The sequence below is a fragment of the Rubripirellula lacrimiformis genome, assembly GCF_007741535.1.
Lineage (GTDB): Bacteria > Planctomycetota > Planctomycetia > Pirellulales > Pirellulaceae > Rubripirellula > Rubripirellula lacrimiformis.
The window spans coordinates 5,778,358-5,795,610 of sequence record NZ_CP036525.1 but is presented as its reverse complement, the minus strand read 5'-3'; the positions used below and the strand labels follow the sequence as shown (position 1 = coordinate 5,795,610).

Sequence of the window (17,253 nt, the reverse complement as noted above, 5' to 3'; positions counted from 1 at the left end):
GTCGTCCGTCCAGGAAATCGCCTGCCGGAAGTCCGCTGAATCGATCGAAGCATCATGGCGATTTTTCCAAAACTGCGTAAGCTTGCCACCATAGAACACGTCGGCTGTGCTGCCGACGCAACAGCGTAACCCATCCGAACCTGCCACGACATGAACCCGGAAACCGTGACGGCACCTCTGAAGATCGGAAACGTGGTCATCGGTTCGCCGATCGTGCAGGCCGCTTTGTCCGGGTACAGCGATTTGCCGATGCGCGTGATCGCGCGGCGACACGGGGCCAGCTATACGGTTTGCGAGGTCATGTTGGACCAGTTTCTGCTGTCGCTTAGCAAACGCGAAAAAACCAAGCACTTTCTCGACATCCACCCCGACGAACCACCCGTCGGCGGACAATTGATGGGGGCCGAGCCCGAGCAGTTTTCGGCCGGGGCGTTGAAATTGGCCGAAGCGGGATTCAACATCATCGACGTCAATTTCGGCTGTCCGGTCAAAAAGGTTCTGGGACGCTGTCGCGGCGGATTCCATCTGTCGCAGCCCCAAGTCGCCATCGAAATCCTGCGGCGAACCCGAGACATTGTGCCTGATTCGATCCCCGTCACTGTCAAAATGCGGCGGGGTATCGACGATTCGCAGGAATCTCGCGACCAGTTTTTCCAGATCCTGGACGGAGCGATCGACGCCGGACTTGCCGCTGCAACCGTTCACGGTCGAACGGTGGTCCAGCGGTACGTTGGCCCGAGTCGTTGGGGATTCCTTTCGGAAGTCAAATCCCACGTCGGTGACCGACTGAAAATCCTGGGCAGCGGCGATCTATTCGAAGCCCAAGATTGCTTTCGCATGCTGCAGGAAACCGGCATCGATGGCGTGACCGTCGCTCGCGGGGCGATCGGCAACCCCTGGATTTTCTCGCAGTGTGCCGCATTGGCCGATGGCAATCCCCTGCCGCCACCGCCGACAATCCACGATCAAGCCAGGGTCATGCGTCAGCATTTTGATCTGTGCGAGCAAACCTACACGCCCGAGCGGGCGCCGCTGTTGATGCGGAAGTTCTGTATCAAATACACCGCCAGCCACCCGGATCATAAAACGGTGCGTGAATCGTTCATCCGCATCCGAACTCGCGACGAATTCGAATCCGTGCTCGCACGCCACTACCAAACCGATGGGCCCGGCCAGTACCTGCCGCGTGAAGTTCACGGGTCGCAAGAAGAATGCTGAACATGCAGGGGATTTTGGTCCGCGAATCCCGCCGATCCCGTTGGCTGTGCTAAAACACGCGTGCCAACTTCAACCCTATGACCGCCAACGCTGTTTTTCCGTTTTATGAATTTGCTTGACCGTATCGACCGGATCGTGCGACCGATCGCGATCCCCAATCTGACGGCGCTATTGGTGGGTTGCCAGTTTGTGTTCTGGATTTTCAGCCTGGTCGACCCGACGATGGTTGGAAGAGGCCAATTGGTTTGGGACGCCGTTCTGGCTGGCGAAGTATGGCGGTTGGCGACATTCCTGTTGATCGCCCCGACTAGCAGCCCGATCTTTGCGATCTTTTACTTCTATCTGCTGTACATGATGGGGACGGCGTTGGAACAGCAGTGGGGGATCGTCCGCTACTGTTCGTTCATCTACATCGGTGTGTTTTTAACCATCGCTGCAGCGGCGGTCGCCCATGATCAGGTCGCGACCGGATTGTTTTTGTATGGCACGATCTTTTTAGCTTTCGCCACCTACAACCCGAATTTCGAATTCTTGTTGTTCTTTGTCTTGCCGGTCAAAATCAAATATCTGGCTTGGCTACAGATCTTCGTCTACCTGTTGACCTTTGTGGCTGCGTCGCTGGGCGGCAAACTGATGGTGGTTGCATCGGTCAGCAACTACCTGATCTTCTTTGGTCGCGAATTGCTAGGCAAAGGCACCAATGCCCGCCGCCGCATGAGCCACAAGAAAAAGGAAAAGGCACAGACGAAAACGCCGCGGCACGTCTGTCACACCTGCGGAATCGACAGCAACACGAACCCGGAAGCTGATTTTCGCTACTGTAGCCAATGCGATGGCCACTACGCGTATTGCCAAGACCATCTTCGCGACCACAAGCACGTCAACCAAAACGCACGCTAGATATCCGATTGGATTTGCAGGACGGTTTCCTGCATCGGAGTCCATGACGATCGAAGTGGATAGCGCGTTCTTAGTCCTTGACCTGCAATCGGACGACGCTGCCGCTGACCGATTCCAACGATTCGATCTCTTCGGTCGCTCGTCGTGCCGAGCCCGCGGTGGCCGCGTGCGTCATGATGACCAGCGTGACCGGGTCGACCTGAGGCCCATCTTCGGTGTTCTCGTGCTGGATCACCGACGCGATCGAAATGTCGTGCTTGGCTAGGACTGCGGCGATCGCCGCCAGCGTGCCAGGATGATTCGAAACCGGCAACCGGAAATAGTAGCGTCCTTCGATCGTGTCCGCGTCGCGCAATTTGACTCGCGGCGGCTGGTCGATCGAAAAATATTCCAGCGTTTGGAAAGTCAGCCGGGTTCGGCCAACGGCAGTGTCGATCAGGTCGGCTACCACGGCCGAAGCCGTCGGCATTTGGCCCGCACCCAGACCATGATAGAACACCGGTCCGACCGCGTCGCCGATCACTCGGATCGCGTTGTAGGCATCGCGAACCTCGGCAAGCGGCGTGCCCTTTTTGACCAACGTCGGGCCAACCGAAAGTTCCAGCCCGTCTTCGGCAAGCTTGGCCGATCCGATCAGTTTGATCCGGTACCCGAGTTGTCGGGCGTATTTCAGATCGTCGGCGGCTAGCCCGTCGATGCCAACTTTAGGGATGTCGGCCCAGTCCACCGTAGCGCCGAACGCCAGGTGCGACAGGATCGCCAATTTCTGTGCCGCGTCGGTGCCGTCGACATCCATCGCTGGGTCGGCTTCGGCGTAGCCCAGCTTCTGGGCTTGGCGGACGACGTCGTCGTAGGATGCGCCGCGTTCGTCCATCTGGGTGACGATGAAATTGCTGGTGCCGTTCAGGATGCCTTCGAGCGACACGATCTGGTTGGCCGACAAGCATTGGCTGATGTTGGCGATGATCGGGATGCCACCAGCCACGGAGGCTTCGAACGCGATGCTGCGACCGAGTTCCCGAGCCCGCGTGAACAGTTCCGGACCGTGCTGGGCCAGCAGAGCCTTGTTGGCGGTCACGATGTCTTTGCCGGCTTCCATCAGGTCCAGCATGATCTGTCGTGCCGGTTCCAGGCCGCCAATCAGTTGGGCGACAACGGTGATTTCTGGATCGTCGATGACTTCCTGGATCGAATCGGTCGCCACACCGTCCGGCAGTTCGATATCCCGCGGCTTCGAAAGGTCTCGCACGACGGCCTTCTTCAGCCACAGCGTCCGACCGGCATGCCGCGAGGTGCGGTCGCCATGATCCAGCAATAAACGGGCGACTCCGGTACCGACCGTGCCCATTCCGACGATAGCAATGTTGGTTTTTTCCATGCTGGGGATCTTAGTCAAGCGAAATGAAGTCTGCGACCCGGGCCTGTTTGAATCGCTGATTGATTTTGGGAATCCGGCCAGTCGCCGCGGACAGCAGAGTCGCCGCGGACAGCGAAGTAGGCCGGAACAAGGAGCGAAGCGACGCCGATCCGGCAATCACGCCGTGAGAGAAAAACTGCTGGGCGAGAGTTACGGCTGGGCGAGAGTTACTGCTGGTTGCCGGGCGTTGCGAAGGGGGCCAGAGTCGCTGCGGAACAGCGGTCTTTTGCCGACCGTTTCTGCGGGGGCGGAGCGGATCCAACGGGGCTGGTTTTCCATAGGTTGCATACCCTCTACAGATGGGTAATAACGGCGAACCATTTTGATGTTGGCATGCCGCCCTGGCTCTGGCCCACCCCCTGAAACGAAAGCGATCTCCCGATGGACGGTCTCAGCTGGTTTGCACTGGCGATCATCTTTTTTGTGATCCTGACTCTGACCTACGGCATCGTCGCCATTCACGACATCCCGTACAAAATCGCCAAAGCCCGCAACCACCCGCACGCGCAGGCGATCCACACCGGTGGTTGGGTCAGCCTATTCACGCTCCACGCAATCTGGCCGCTGCTGTGGATCTGGGCGACCGCGTACGACCCCAGCCAGGGCTACAGCGGCAGCGACAACCGTGCAGAGTCGCCTGCGGAGAAGAAGCGTGAAGTCAAACGGCTGAAGGCAAGAATTGCCGAACTGGAGTCTGAGATCAAAACATAGGCTCTGACCAGCACCTGAGTTCCTGGTCGTCGCAACGGCGACAGAGCCGACGTTTGATTCACGGACTTCTTCCCTCCCAATCCGGCCACGCAGCGTTCTAGAATCGAACTCCAGCGACGATTCGCCATGTGGCGGCGCCCCTAACATTCAGCAAAGTCTCATGGACCTGTTAATCATTCTGACCTACGCGGCGATCGTCTTTGCGATTTTTAAAGTGTTCAAGGTCCCGGTCAACGGATACACGATTGTCACCGCAGCCTTAGGCGGATGTGCGATTCTGGCGACGCTGTTGCTGCTAATGAATTTCAACCATCCCTACACGAAAGTTGGCAGGTTCTATTTCCATACCACCCCGATCGTGCCTCAGGTGAAAGGCAAGGTCATCGAAGTCGCCGTCACGGATTCGCAGCATGTGAAGGCTGGCGATGTGCTGTTCAAAATCGATCCGGTTCCCTATCAAGCAGCGGTGAAGCAGAAACAGTCGTTGGTCGCCAACGCCAAGCAGCGGGCCAGCGAACTGGATGTCGATCTGGTGTCCTACCAACAGGCGTATCAGGCAGCGAAAGCAGAACGGGATGCCGCCAAAGATACTTACGACCGAAACAAGGAACTGGTCACCAGCAGCGCCGTCTCTCGATCCGAATTTGAACAATCAAAGCAGAGCTTTTTCTCTGCCGATGCCCGCGCCAACCAAGCGAAGGCGCAAATGGACCGTGCCGAGATCGCCAGCTTGTCGAAGATCGATGGTGTCAACACCGACGTGCTTGATGCCGAAGCCCAGCTCCAGATCGCCCAGTTCAACCTCGACGAAACGACTGTTCGGGCACCCACCGATGGCACCGTTTTGCAAGTGATGTTGCGACCGGGCATGATGGCCGTGCCGATGCCACTAGCGCCAGCGATGATCTTCCGCCATGACGAGGATCACGTTTTTGTCGCATCGTTCCTGCAGAACAACGCCCAACGGATCGAGTTGGGGGCCGAGGTCGAGGTGATCCTGCCCGCCGTGCCCGGCCGCTTTTTCAAAGGCACCGTTCAAACACTCAGTGCCGCCGTCGCCCAAGGACAACTGCAACCGACCGGGAACCTTGTCGATGCGGATCAGATCCAAGGCGAGGGACGCTACAACGTGGGGATCGCGTTCGACGAAGGCGAACTGGACGGGTTCCCCATCGTGCCCGGTTCGACCGGCCAAGTCGCCGTCTATAGCGAACACATGCATCACCTTTCAGTCATGCGACGAGTGTTGATGCGAATGAAATCCTGGACCAACTACGTCTTCTCCGACGGTCACTAGCCGGGCACCGCTGGCTCGGATCAGCCGATGGGCGATTGGGGACATCCCCAGTTGTCTGGTCGACCTGAATCAGCAGTTCCGAAACTTAAACTCGAACTCGAACTCTCGTCCTATTGCAGCGTCGATGCGCGCAAGCCGACCGTTCGATCGGCATCGCGAATGCCGATGCGGATCGAGGTGAGCTCCAGCGTCCTTTGGGGAGTGGAAAAGAAGTTCGAGTTCGAGTTTAAGTTCGAGTTTAAGTTGTTGCAGGTCGCCAGGGTTCTTTCAGTTGTTGAGCCGATGGGCGATAGCCCCGGTTATTACGCGACGAAACCGAGGCCATCGCCTATCGGCTCATTGAAGCGGCAAACATCGATTGGGGGCATCCTCATCATTCCTGGTCGACCTGAATCAGCAGTTCCAAAACTTAAACTCGAACTCGAACTCTCGTCCTATTGCAGCGTCGATGCGCGCAAGCCGACCGTTCGATTGGCATCGCGAATGCAGATGCGGATCGAGGTGAGCTCCCGCGTCCTTTGGGGAGTGGAAAAGAAGTTCGAGTTCGAGTTTAAGTTCGAGTTTAAGTTGTTGCAGGTCGCCAGGGTCCTTTCAGTTGGTGAGACGATGGGCGATAGCCCCGGTTATTGCGTGAAGAAACCGAGGCTATCGCCTAACGGCTCATGAAAGCGACAAACATCGATTGGGGCATCCCCATCATTCCTGGTCGACCTGAATAAGCCGTTCCGAAACTTAAACTCGAACTCGAACTTAAACTCGAACTTTCGTCCTGTTGCAGCGTCGATGCGCGCAAGCCGACCGTTTGATTGGCATCGCGAATGCCGACTCGGATCGAGGTGAGCTCCCACGTCTTTTGGGGAGTGGAAAAGAAGTTCGAGTTCGAGTTTAAGTTCGAGTTTAAGTTGGTTGCAGGTCGCCAGGGTTCTTTCAGTTGTTGAGCCGATGGGCGATAGCCCCGGTTATTGCGTGAAGAAACCGAGGCTATCGCCTAACGGCTCATGAAAGCGACAAACATCGATTGGGGCATCCCCATCATTCCTGGTCGACCTGAATAAGCCGTTCCGAAACTTAAACTCGAACTCGAACTTAAACTCGAACTCTCGTCCTGTTGCAGCGTCGATGCACGCAAGCCGACCGTTCGATCGGCATCGCGAATGCCGACTCGGATCGAGGTGAGCTCCCACGTCTTTTGGGGAGTGGAAAAGAAGTTCGAGTTCGAGTTTAAGTTCGAGTTTAAGTTGGTTGCAGGTCGCCAGGGTTCTTTCAGTTGTTGAGCCGATGGGCGATAGCCCCGGTTATTGTGTGAAGAAACCGAGGCTATCGCCTAACGGCTCATGAAAGCGGCAAACGGCAAAATGGGGGCATCCCTCATCATTCCTGGTCGACCTGAATCAGCAGTTCCAAAACTTAAACTCGAACTCGAACTTAAACTCGAACTTTCGTCCTGTTGCAGCGTCGATGCACGCAACCCGACCGTTTGATTGGCATCGCGAATGCCGATGCGGATCGAGGTGAGCTCCCGCGTCTTTTGGGGAGTGGAAAAGAAGTTCGAGTTCGAGTTTAAGTTCGAGTTTAAGTTGGTTGAAGCTAGCCAGGGTTCTTTCAGTCGGTGAGCCGATGGGCGATAGCCCCGGTTATTGCGTGAAGAAACCGAGGCTATCGCCTAACGGCTCATGAAAGCGGCAAACGGCAAAATGGGGGCATCCCTCATCATTCCTGGTCGACCTGAATCAGCAGTTCCAAAACTTAAACTCGAACTCGAACTCGAACTTAAACTCGAACTCTCGTCCTATTGCAGCGTCGATGCGCGCAACCCGACCGTTTGATTGGCATCGCGAATGCCGATGCGGATCGAGGTGAGCTCCCACGTCTTTTGGGGAGTGGAAAAGAAGTTCGAGTTCGAGTTTAAGTTCGAGTTTAAGTTGGTTGAAGCTAGCCAGGGTTCTTTCGGTTGGTGAGCCGATGGGCGATAGCCCCGGTTATTGCGCGACGAAACCGAGGCTATCGCCTATCGGCTCATGAAAGCGACAAGCCGTTTTCCAGCTAGGGCCATTCGTAGCTGCCGCCCACCGAGGCGCCGAACCCGAGTGCTCGTTGCCATGCACCGTTTAGGCTGATGGAATAATCGGCGACGCACTGTTTCATCAGGACGCGAAAGTCCGTCATCGTTTCCACGAATCTGGCTTGCCCGTCCTGGCCTGGGATGAAAGCGATGAATTCCATCTCCACTTCGAATACCTGCGGGCGTCCCGTCTCGTCGCTGTGGTGAACCATGTTGCCACCGGTGTATCCCGCTGCTCGAATCGCCGCGTTCAGACGATCCTTGACCTGAATCCCGCGGCCGGTGATGTTTCCCAGGTTGGCGTCTTCGTGCTTTGCGAATGTTTTGTACGAAAGGGGCCTTCGTTCGGATTCAGGAACCGGTCGACGGTCCAGACCGCGTGGCTTGTAATCGGAAGCGGCTGGCCAGATTCCCCATAGGTCATAATCGCCCGTCATCGCTGAACGGTAGGTTCCGCGAACGCCGGCGGGACAATCGGGGTCGACCAGTGCCATCACCGGTAGCAACGCACCGTCGTTGCCAGCGGAGGATCGGGCCGTTGGTGAGCTGGGCATCGCCGTTTGGTTGCGGTCGTAGCAAACTGCCCACATGTGCAATCCGTTGGAACCAGGCACACCACTGATTTTTCGTTGCAGCACGAACTGCATCGTATTCCTGCTGTCCCGCGGGTGGGCCGAGTACACCATCGCATTGATGTTCCCGCCAATGCGATTCATGCACCCCAAGGATTCCAATTCCTGTCGTCGCCGGTCAGTGATGTAGACAGGCATCTCGCCCGCGCCGTGCGACAGGGCCTTGTGAGTGGATTGGCGCTGCGAGACAACCGCTTTGGCGCCGTTCTTGCTAAACCTCGGATCGCTCAGCACGAACCCCGCCATTGGTCCCCAGTTGCAGGATTTCGTTTTGACCTGGAACCCCTTCGATGCGTAATTTTCCAGGATCAATCCGGTGGCGTAGATGCCCACCGATCGAGACGCGATCATGCAGTTCAGGGCATTGGCGATTTGCTGAAAGCACCCAGCGTGTGACAGGGGCATCCCGGACCGCTGGGACGCTGTGAACGTGTTTTCGATCATTTTTCATCCGTGAATTCGCTGTTATAGGCTGCCGCAATCCAGCCCCCTTCCCCTTTTTGTGAAGGGCTCACTCCCACGCCCGGCCTAGGGGATCCCATCATTGGGTTCCCATTTGAGTGTCGGCAAAAGCCAGGTATTGCTGCCAATCGTAGGCCGTGATCGCGTGGTCGCCGGTTCGCAGATGATACCCGATCGTCGTGTGGATGGGGTGGTCCGGCTTGGGCATCGATTGCGTGGACAGGGCCGGCTTGCCGAACATTTCGTACACCGGGCTGGCATGCTTTGCAGCCAAGAATTCGCCTTTGGGATCGGCCCAGCGATCGTTGGTGGCGCTGGCGACGTAGAGCGGTCGAGGCGCGATGAGAGCCAACAACATATGCTGGTCCACCGGCAATTCGTCTTCGCGATTTTCGTATTGGCGATGGTTTTTGCAGAACCAATACGAGATCGGTTTCATCATGTGGTGGATCCGTTCGCCATAACATCGCCGGTAGAGTGCCGCTCCGCCGCAACCGGAATCATTGCTGACGACCATCGCGAACCGAGGGTCGCGGGCACCGGCCCACAAGGCGGATTTTCCCATTCGCGAATGCCCAATCACCGCCACTCGCGATGCATCGATCTGTGGGACCGTTTCCAAGTAATCCAGCGTTCGTGACAGAGCCCACGCCCAGGCTCCGATCGATCCCCATTGGTCATCCCGCGGAGACGTTTGCCCATCGGAGTAGAACAGCGGATGGACGCCGTCGCTGAAATTAACTTTGTAACGGTCGGGATCGATCTGATGTCGAGCCAGTGTTGCAACGGCATAGCCGCGATCGATGACCGTTTCTAACTGCCACCGATCCGACGATGACCCACGTTCGAATTCGGTGTCTCGCTGCAGAATCGCAGGATCCGCATGGACGGTGTGGTTGCCATTGAAGTTGATGCCCACGAACGCCGGCGCTGGCTCGTCCACACCGTTGGGCGTGTAGACCAATAGATCGATGCGGTACGGATCGGTTCCAAAGTACGCGGCGATCTGGGTTCGAGTTGCTTTTCCGTTCAGTGCATCCGCATCGGACTCGCTAATTTCATATCGGACATCCAGTTTTTGATCCGGGGTCTTTCCGTACACGGATTCTTCGAACATTCGCAGCACTTCGCTGCGGCGATGGTCAACCCATTCCTCTGGTCCAACCGCCTGTCCGGCGTTGTCGACCAATGGATCCGGCAACGTGAATTGCGGGACCTTGCTCTCGTCGTAATTGGTGTCCGCGGGCTCGGCAGCCAACGCCGCAGACCCGGTCATCAACCCAAGAAACACACAGAAGGATCGCAACATGATTCACTCACTCAATCGATGGTGACAGAAAGAAAGTTGTCCGGCTTCTTTCAAAGCATTTACGTTTTTGCGGCCGGGGAGATAACTCGTAAGTCTGGTCTGGGAAACGGTAGCAGGCATGTTTGTCTTCTTGCTTGTTCGTTGCTGCCGATGGGCTTAGAAGTCACGGAACGGGCCGCGTGGTTCGGCGGCGTCCATTTCAGCAAGCCAATGGGCGTATCGATCTTGGACCATCGCCAGGATTTCGGGGCGTGATTCCGATAGGTCATTCTTCTCGGCGATGTCGGTGCTCAGATCGTACAGTCCAGTGTCGTTGCCCATCTTGACCCATTTCCACCGGCCCACTCGCGCACCGATCTGATCGCGGCGTTTCCAGAACATCTCTTTTCTGGGCGAGGGGGTTTGGCCACGAATCGTCGGCCACCAATCAAATCCATCCAGCACGACATCGGCTGGTAATTCGGCACCGGCGGCCGACGCGAAACTGGGCAACAGTTCCAGGCTGGTCAACAACTCGTCATTGACCACGCCCGCTGTTACGTCCCCAGCAGGCCAACGCACGATGCAGGGCACTCGGATGCCTCCTTCCCAAGTCTGCGCCTTGTGGCCCCGCAGCGGTGAATTGTCCGCGCCACCGCTGCCGCCGTTGTCCGAGAAAAAGACCACGATCGTGTTATCCAGGATCTGTCTTTGTTCCAACACATCCAACATTTCGCCAATCGCAGCGTCCATGCAGGTGACCGCCGCGCGGTAGTCGCGGCGACGCGCCTGGGATGTCGCAACCGTTGCCGGTGTCCCGTATCGATACTTGTCGGTGACCTTCGTCTGCACGTCAACGGCTGGGTACAACGTTTTGAACTCATCGGGCGCCTGCACCGATGAACGGATTTCGGGATCCAGTGACGATGAATTGTGTGGGGCGTTGAAGGGAACATACAGAAAGAACGGTTCACGGCCTGCGTGTTCGTCCAGGAACCTCAGGGCTTCGCGTTGGAACAGGTAGGTGCAGTAGGTGCCTTTGTCGGCTGCCGTTGGCGAAAGGCCACGAAACATGCAGTCCACGCCGTACCGTTGGTGCGTGAAATAGTCGATGCCAGTGTTGACGAAGCCGTAGAAGTCGTCGAAGCCGCGCGACGTGGGCAGCATCCGCCGCAGTGCACCCAAGTCCCACTTTCCGTAAATGCCACTCTTGTAGCCAGCGGGTTTCAGCACGGCCGGGATGATGATTTCACGATCGTCCATTCCGCCGATTCGTTCGAAGGTTACCGCGTATTCGTCGGGCGTATAACGGTGTCCGTAATCGGGAGCCTCGTTGCGGATCATGTCATAGATGCCGTTGCGTTGCGGATACCGGCCGGTCAATAGACTGGCTCGCGACGGTGTACAGGCTGGCCAAGAAACGTAGAAGTTCGTTAGCCGAGTTCCCTGATTGGCAAGTCGATCAAGCGCAGGCGTGATGATGCCGTTGCCGAGTAAACCCAGGTCGTTGTATCCCTGGTCGTCCGAAACGATCAACAAAATGTTGGGCGGACCAGCGGCACGAACTTCGGCCACCGTGGCGATCACAGTCGCGGTGATCAGTAAATAGGATGTCAAGAATCGACAAGGAAGGTTCATCAGTTTGCTCTTCGAAAGATCTACAACAGGTCGGTAAGGACACGCCCATGGACATCCGTCAATCGACGATCAATGCCGTTGTGACGGACGGATAACCGAGTGTGATCCACACCCAACAAGTGCATCACGGTGGCGTGGATATCGTAGACCTCGGTTTTGTTGTTTCGTTCTTGCGGTTTGTAGCCCCAGATGTCGCTTTCGCCGTAAGTCCCCGGCCGAATCCCGCCGCCGCACATCCAGTTAGTGAAGACGAACGGATTGTGATCGCGACCTAGGCTGCCTTGCGAACAGGGCATTCGGCCAAACTCGGTCGTCCACAAAATCAGCGTGTCTTCCAGCAGTCCGCGTTGTTCTAGATCCTGGATCAATGCCGATGCTCCTTGTGCCATCCCCATCGCCAGCGGTTCGTGGTCCCGTTTGACGTTTTCGTGGCTGTCCCAGTTGCGACGTGGGTGGCCATTGTCGTTCCCGCTCCAGACTTGCACGAACCGCACCCCGCGTTCCAGTAGTCGCCGTGCGATCAAACACTTGCGGCCAAAGAATTCGGTTTCTGCGGCAACGTTGATCTGGTCATCAGCGACTCCGGGCCCATGCGGCGATAGACCGTACATGTCATGGATGTATTGAGGTTCTGCGGACACGTCCAACGCATCGGTAGCCGACAACTGCATCGCAGCGGCCAATTGGTACGCATGAACGCGAGCCGCCAATCGGTCATCTTCGGGGCGGTGTTGAGCGTATTGTTGGTTCAGGTTGGCTAACGCGTCTCGGCCGGCCAGTTCCGTGGCGGAATCGATGTTGGCGTCCGCCGGCGGAAACAGATTGGCGATGGGATCATCACGCCCCGGTCGGATGACGGTCCCTTGATGTTCGGCGGGCAGAAACGCGCTGCCCCAATTCTTGGCGCCGTTGGATGCCAGTCCACGGTGGTCGGGCAAGACGACAAAACTGGGCAGGTTGTCGTTTTCACTTCCCAGCCCATACGACACCCACGACCCCGCACTTGGGAATCCGGGCAGGTTGAAACCGGTGGTCTGCAACAGCGTGCCTTGGCTGTGGACACCGGTCTTGCCGACCACGTTGTGGACAAAGGCAATCTGATCGGCGACTTTCCCAAGCGGAGCCACGATGTCGCTTAACATCTTGCCCTGATCGCCATAGGGGCGGAATTTCCATGGGCTGCCCATGGTCGCCCCCGGCGTGCTCTGAAACAGTTCGACCTGTTCGCCCGGATCCCAAGGGTCGCCATGGTTCTTGGTCAGATAAGGTTTGTGGTCAAACGTGTCGACGTGGCTGGCGGCCCCCGCCATGAATAACTGCACGACCCGCTTCACGCGAGGCGGGTGATGGAACGCGGTGGATGCACCGGCCCCCACGGCCTTCTCTTTGCGCAACATGTCCGACAACGCAAGTCCAGCGAATCCGCCGATGCCCTGTTTCAACCAAGTTCGTCGATTGGGTTGCAAGTTATTCGACATAGGTAAACTGACTTGAATTCATGAGAACGCGGCCCAGGGTTGAACCACCTTGTTGCTGAAGCAGTGGCACCAACACGGACCGTTCACTGTCCGTCGGACCGCGGCCCCAAGCTTCGCGACATGCCCACTGGACAGCCGACGGTGCAGACGAAAACGATTGGGATTCCAGGCGAGTGGCGAATTGGTCCGCCATCGCGATCGACAGCCGACTGTTCCACTGGGTCAGTGCTTGCAGCGACGTTGTGGATTCGTCACGCATTGGAACACTGATCGATGGGTCGGCGCAGTCAAGGGTCGTCAGCATCGGTTGTGGCTGGGAACGGACCACAAATCGGTAGATGCTGCGGCGATGAGAGCGTGGGTCAAGTGGGTCGTGCAAGTGGTATTCGAAGTGTGGCGAATGCTGAGGTTTCTCGACAACAAAATCCTGGAAACTTGGCCCGCCCCGCGGTTCCATTTGCAGCACCCCGGCCAGCGACAGCATCGAATCACGCAGTTCCTCGGCGCTCAGACGGCGGCGGTTGGATCGCCAAAGAAAGGCATTGTCCGCATCGATGTTCGCATTCGCTTGATCGGTGTCCGTCGCTAGGCGATAGGCGTCGCTGGTGACCAATAAACGAACGATTGATTTCAACGAGTGCTGTGGATCATCTCGCAATCTCGCGGCAAGGTAATCCAGCAATTCAGGGTTGGACGGTTGCATTCCCATTCGTCCGAAATCGTTGGGAGTGCCGGCCAGTGGTTGTCCGAAAGTCCATTGCCACAGACGGTTAGCAATCGTCCGCCAAGCCAGCGGGTTGTCGGGTGACGACAGGTACGTCGCGAGTGCCGCACGAGCGGCTTGTTCGTCCTGGGCGGCAATGTCCGCGAAGGGTTCCGCCGCGTTTGTCCAAAACTTCGGTCCGTTCGGCAACATCGTGTCGCCGGGCGAACCAATGTCGCCTCGATGCAACAGACGGATCGTTCGCGGTGCCCCGTCGGTCGCGATGAATTTCCCCGCGGATTTGAATTGTGTGGCCGCGGCGTAGACGTATTCGCCCTGGGGAAACTGACTGATCTTTGTCTCCAGTTCCAAGCGGCGCTTGTGAATTTCGGACAGTCGAGCGGTGGCATGCCGGTCTTCGGCTTGGGCGGACAACTGCCGCCGTGTGAGTTGCAGTTCCCGCAATTCCTGTTGTGCGGCGGGATCGCTCAGTTCTTGGTGGTAGATCCCGTCGATCAGATTGCTTCGTCGCCACCGATCGCCCGATTCAATCGAATCCAATGCGGTGATCGACGCCTTCACATCACGGTCGAGATCAAATTCCAGTTCCGCTAGCGCAAAGATGAAATCACGATTTCGCTCGGCCAAATGCGTGGCTGTCACGCGGACGTATCGCACAGGAGGATCATCGACCAAGATCGGAACGGGTTTTAGTCCGGGGTTCGGTTGGTCGGCCTGGGTTGCGTCGTGCAGCAACCGAACGGATGCATCATCGAACGAAGGGGCCAGGGATCCTTCGATGCGAAAGCGGACCGGGAACCCAAATCCCGCTCCGATCTGATTGTAGTTGTCAAAGGCGGCACGCAACCGAATCTGATGGACCGAGACCGGTTGTCCAAAGTCGACCTGGACCCATTTGGGGGCTGTTGGCGACTTCGAAATCTGGCTGTGGTAGCCATGCTGTGAAGGTGGTTGCCGGGCAAACTGATCTTGCAAGATACCGATCCGCCGATCGATGTCGGCGACCTTGGGTGGCAAGCGGTTGTTCGCTTCGGTGGTTAGTCGTTGCGTTTCAGTTTTTAGGTCGGCAAGTTCGTTTCGTAGGTCCGCCATCGCCTGCTGCTGGTCCGATGAAAGTCCGCTGTAAATTCGATCGGCACGGTCGACTGCCGCAAAAATCGCTTGCCCCTGGTAGTAATCCTGCATCGTCAGCGGATCGAACTTGTGGTTATGGCACTGGGCGCACTGGATCGTTGTGCTCATGAACACGTTGAAGCAGGCCGCCAGCATTTCGTCCCGATCCAGGTGTTTGGCAATTCGCCCGTCCTGTTTGGCTTCGCCGACTTCGACGTGTCCAATCAGGTCCCACGGCCCGGCGGCCAGGAATCCTAATCCCACGATCCCGTCCGCTTGGCCGGGGAATAGCACGTCCCCGGCAACCTGTTCCTGGATGAACCGAGAATACGGCTTGTCGGCATGGAAACTATCGATCACGTAATCGCGGTAGGGCCAGGCGTTGTTCCGCAACTTGTCTTTGTCGTAACCGTGAGTTTCGGCATAGCGAGCCAGGTCGAGCCAATGGTGTGCGAATTTTTCACCGTACTCGACCGAGGCCAGCAATCGGTCCACCAGTTCCGTCCAAGCGGTGTCGGGATCTTGGTTCCAGGCAGCTTGAAAGCGGTCGACTTCTTGGCTGCCCGGTGGTAACCCGGTCAGGTCGTAAAACAGTCGCCGCACAAGATTCCGTGCCGATGCTGTGCCGACAGGCGTCAATCCTTTGGATGCGTAACCCGATTCTAGGAACTGGTCCACCGGATGTTTCGCGGTTGCAGCGGTCGGCAGGGGCGGACGGGTTAGCGGTCGCAGAGACCACCAATCCATATCGCTGACAACCGGTACGGACAACCTGATCTGTGCCGGCCAGTCGGCTCCCTCTTGAATCCACTTCGACAGCACGTCGATCTGGTTTTGGCTGAGCGGTTGTTCGTCTTTGGGCATCTCCGCGCGTGGCCCGTGCGGAGTCACCAACCGGATCAGATCACTGGAACTGGCGTCGCCCGGTTGGACATGGCCGCCGTCCATCAAGTCAGCCGCGGTGGTTAGCGACAGTCCGCCTTCGGCCAGATCATCGTTATGGCACTGGAGACAGCGGTTTTCAAGCAGAGGTGCAATCGCATCCTGGAAAGAAACCGGTTCCGCTCCATCGGATCGTGCGGAGCAGCAAATGAAACTTAGAGCCGACAGGAGAGTCACCGCAATTAGCGACCATCGGCGAGAGACCTGAAGCACAAGGCACTCCTGGCAAACAGGTGGGAAGGTGGGGGAGGGGGCCCCATCATAACACAAGCGATCTGGCACCGTCGTTTGCTGGATCGTGGGGGGGAGTCGCGAGAAGTGCGATAGGTGATTTCCGGTTCGGTGAACCAAGGGGGCAACCGTTATGGCGATCACGAGCACGGAGCGATGCCCCCGTCGTTTAACCGCGTGCCCATCCAGGCCGCGCGTTTTCAGCACGTGGACGCACGGGGCGATGCCCTATCGTTTAACCGCGTGCCCATCGGGCCGCGCGTCTGGTTACGTGAACGCACGGGGCGTTGCCCACGCGGTTAAACGATTTAGCGCACGGATCGCGTGCGCGGTACATGAGCTCCCCAGTCGTTTGGCTGCGCGTTTGGTTACGTGGACGCACGGGGCGATGCCCACGCGGTTAAACGATTTTGCGCACGGATCGGATGCGCGGTGCATGAGCTCCCCAGTCGTTTGGCTGCGCGCTTTAAGCACGTGAACGTCCGGTGTGTTGCGCTATCGTTTAACCGCGTGCCCATCGGGCCGCGCGTTTTCAGCACGTGGACGCACGGGGCGTTGCCCACGCGGTTAAACGATTTAGCGCACGGAGCGCATGCGCGGTGCATGAGCTCCCCAGTCGTTTGGCTGCGCGCTTTCAGCGCGTGGACGTCCGGTGCGTTGCCCTATCGTTTAACCGCGTGCCCATCGGGCCGCGCGTTTCAGCACGTGGACGCACGGGGCGATGCCCACGCGGTTAAACGATTTAGCGCACGGATCGCGTGCGCGGCGCATGAGCTCCCCAGTCGCTTGACCGCGCGCTTTAAGCACGTGAACGTCCGGTGCGTTGCCCTGTCGTTTAACCGCGTGCCCATCGGGCCGCGCGTTTCAGCACGTGGACGCACGGGGCGATGCCCTCGCGGGTAAACGATTTAGCGCACGGATCGCGTGCGCGGCGCATGAGCTCCCCAGTCGTTTGACCGCGCCTTTTCAGCACGTGGACGCACGGGGCGATGCCCACGCGGTTAAACGATTTTGCGCACGGATCGCGTGTTCGGTGCATGAGCTCCTCGGTCATTTGACCGCGCGCTCTAAGCACGTGGACGCACGGGGCGTTGCCCTCGCGGTGAAACGATTTTGCGCACGGATCGTATGCGTTGTGCA

Annotated in this window: 11 protein-coding genes; 5 read left to right on the top strand and 6 right to left on the bottom strand. The window is 57.8% G+C overall.

Annotated elements, in window-relative coordinates; genetic code table 11:
• The first annotated feature begins 150 nt into the window (after nucleotides 1-150).
• Nucleotides 151-1,218, top strand: a complete 1,068-nt coding sequence (locus K227x_RS20240) for a tRNA dihydrouridine synthase (RefSeq protein WP_145172367.1) — start codon at nucleotides 151-153, stop codon at nucleotides 1,216-1,218.
• 105 nt (nucleotides 1,219-1,323) lie between these two features.
• Nucleotides 1,324-2,118: a rhomboid family protein gene (locus K227x_RS20235; RefSeq protein ID WP_145172365.1), complete on the top strand. Its 795-nt coding sequence runs from the start codon at nucleotides 1,324-1,326 to the stop codon at nucleotides 2,116-2,118.
• Between the two features lie 70 nt (nucleotides 2,119-2,188).
• Here K227x_RS20235 and K227x_RS20230 read toward each other — a convergent pair whose 3' ends face one another.
• On the bottom strand, nucleotides 2,189-3,496 hold the full coding sequence (locus K227x_RS20230; RefSeq protein ID WP_145172363.1) for a homoserine dehydrogenase: 1,308 nt from the start codon (nucleotides 3,494-3,496) through the stop codon (nucleotides 2,189-2,191).
• Between the two features lie 420 nt (nucleotides 3,497-3,916).
• On the opposite strand from K227x_RS20230, the gene K227x_RS20225 reads away from it, so the two are divergent.
• From K227x_RS20225 to K227x_RS20215, 3 genes are all read left to right on the top strand, one after another.
• Complete coding sequence (locus K227x_RS20225) at nucleotides 3,917-4,246, top strand: DUF3302 domain-containing protein (RefSeq protein ID WP_145172361.1); 330 nt, start codon at nucleotides 3,917-3,919, stop codon at nucleotides 4,244-4,246.
• A 160-nt stretch (nucleotides 4,247-4,406) separates the two neighbouring features.
• Nucleotides 4,407-5,543 (top strand): HlyD family secretion protein, encoded by a 1,137-nt coding sequence (locus K227x_RS20220; protein ID WP_145172359.1) that lies wholly within the window; start codon nucleotides 4,407-4,409, stop codon nucleotides 5,541-5,543.
• A gap of 27 nt (nucleotides 5,544-5,570) precedes the next feature.
• Complete coding sequence (locus tag K227x_RS20215; RefSeq protein ID WP_145172357.1) at nucleotides 5,571-6,209, top strand: hypothetical protein; 639 nt, start codon at nucleotides 5,571-5,573, stop codon at nucleotides 6,207-6,209.
• Nucleotides 6,210-7,586: 1,377 nt separating this feature from the next.
• On the opposite strand, the gene K227x_RS20210 is transcribed toward K227x_RS20215, so the two are convergent.
• The 5 genes from K227x_RS20210 to K227x_RS20190 form a co-directional block, all read right to left on the bottom strand.
• Nucleotides 7,587-8,681 (bottom strand): anthrax toxin-like adenylyl cyclase domain-containing protein, encoded by a 1,095-nt coding sequence (locus K227x_RS20210; RefSeq protein ID WP_145172355.1) that lies wholly within the window; start codon nucleotides 8,679-8,681, stop codon nucleotides 7,587-7,589.
• Nucleotides 8,682-8,778: 97 nt separating this feature from the next.
• On the bottom strand, nucleotides 8,779-10,008 hold the full coding sequence (locus K227x_RS20205) for a glucuronyl esterase domain-containing protein (RefSeq protein ID WP_145172353.1): 1,230 nt from the start codon (nucleotides 10,006-10,008) through the stop codon (nucleotides 8,779-8,781).
• A gap of 156 nt (nucleotides 10,009-10,164) precedes the next feature.
• On the bottom strand, nucleotides 10,165-11,625 hold the full coding sequence (locus K227x_RS20200; RefSeq protein WP_145172351.1) for a sulfatase family protein: 1,461 nt from the start codon (nucleotides 11,623-11,625) through the stop codon (nucleotides 10,165-10,167).
• A 20-nt stretch (nucleotides 11,626-11,645) separates the two neighbouring features.
• Nucleotides 11,646-13,103, bottom strand: coding sequence for a DUF1501 domain-containing protein (locus tag K227x_RS20195; RefSeq protein WP_145172349.1), 1,458 nt, complete (start codon nucleotides 13,101-13,103; stop codon nucleotides 11,646-11,648).
• Nucleotides 13,093-16,095 carry a DUF1553 domain-containing protein gene (locus K227x_RS20190; RefSeq protein ID WP_246145990.1) on the bottom strand — a complete coding sequence of 1,001 codons (3,003 nt, stop codon included), beginning with the start codon at nucleotides 16,093-16,095 and terminating at the stop codon, nucleotides 13,093-13,095. Before K227x_RS20190 ends, K227x_RS20195 begins: the two co-directional genes overlap by 11 nt.
• Nucleotides 16,096-17,253: the final 1,158 nt, after the last annotated feature.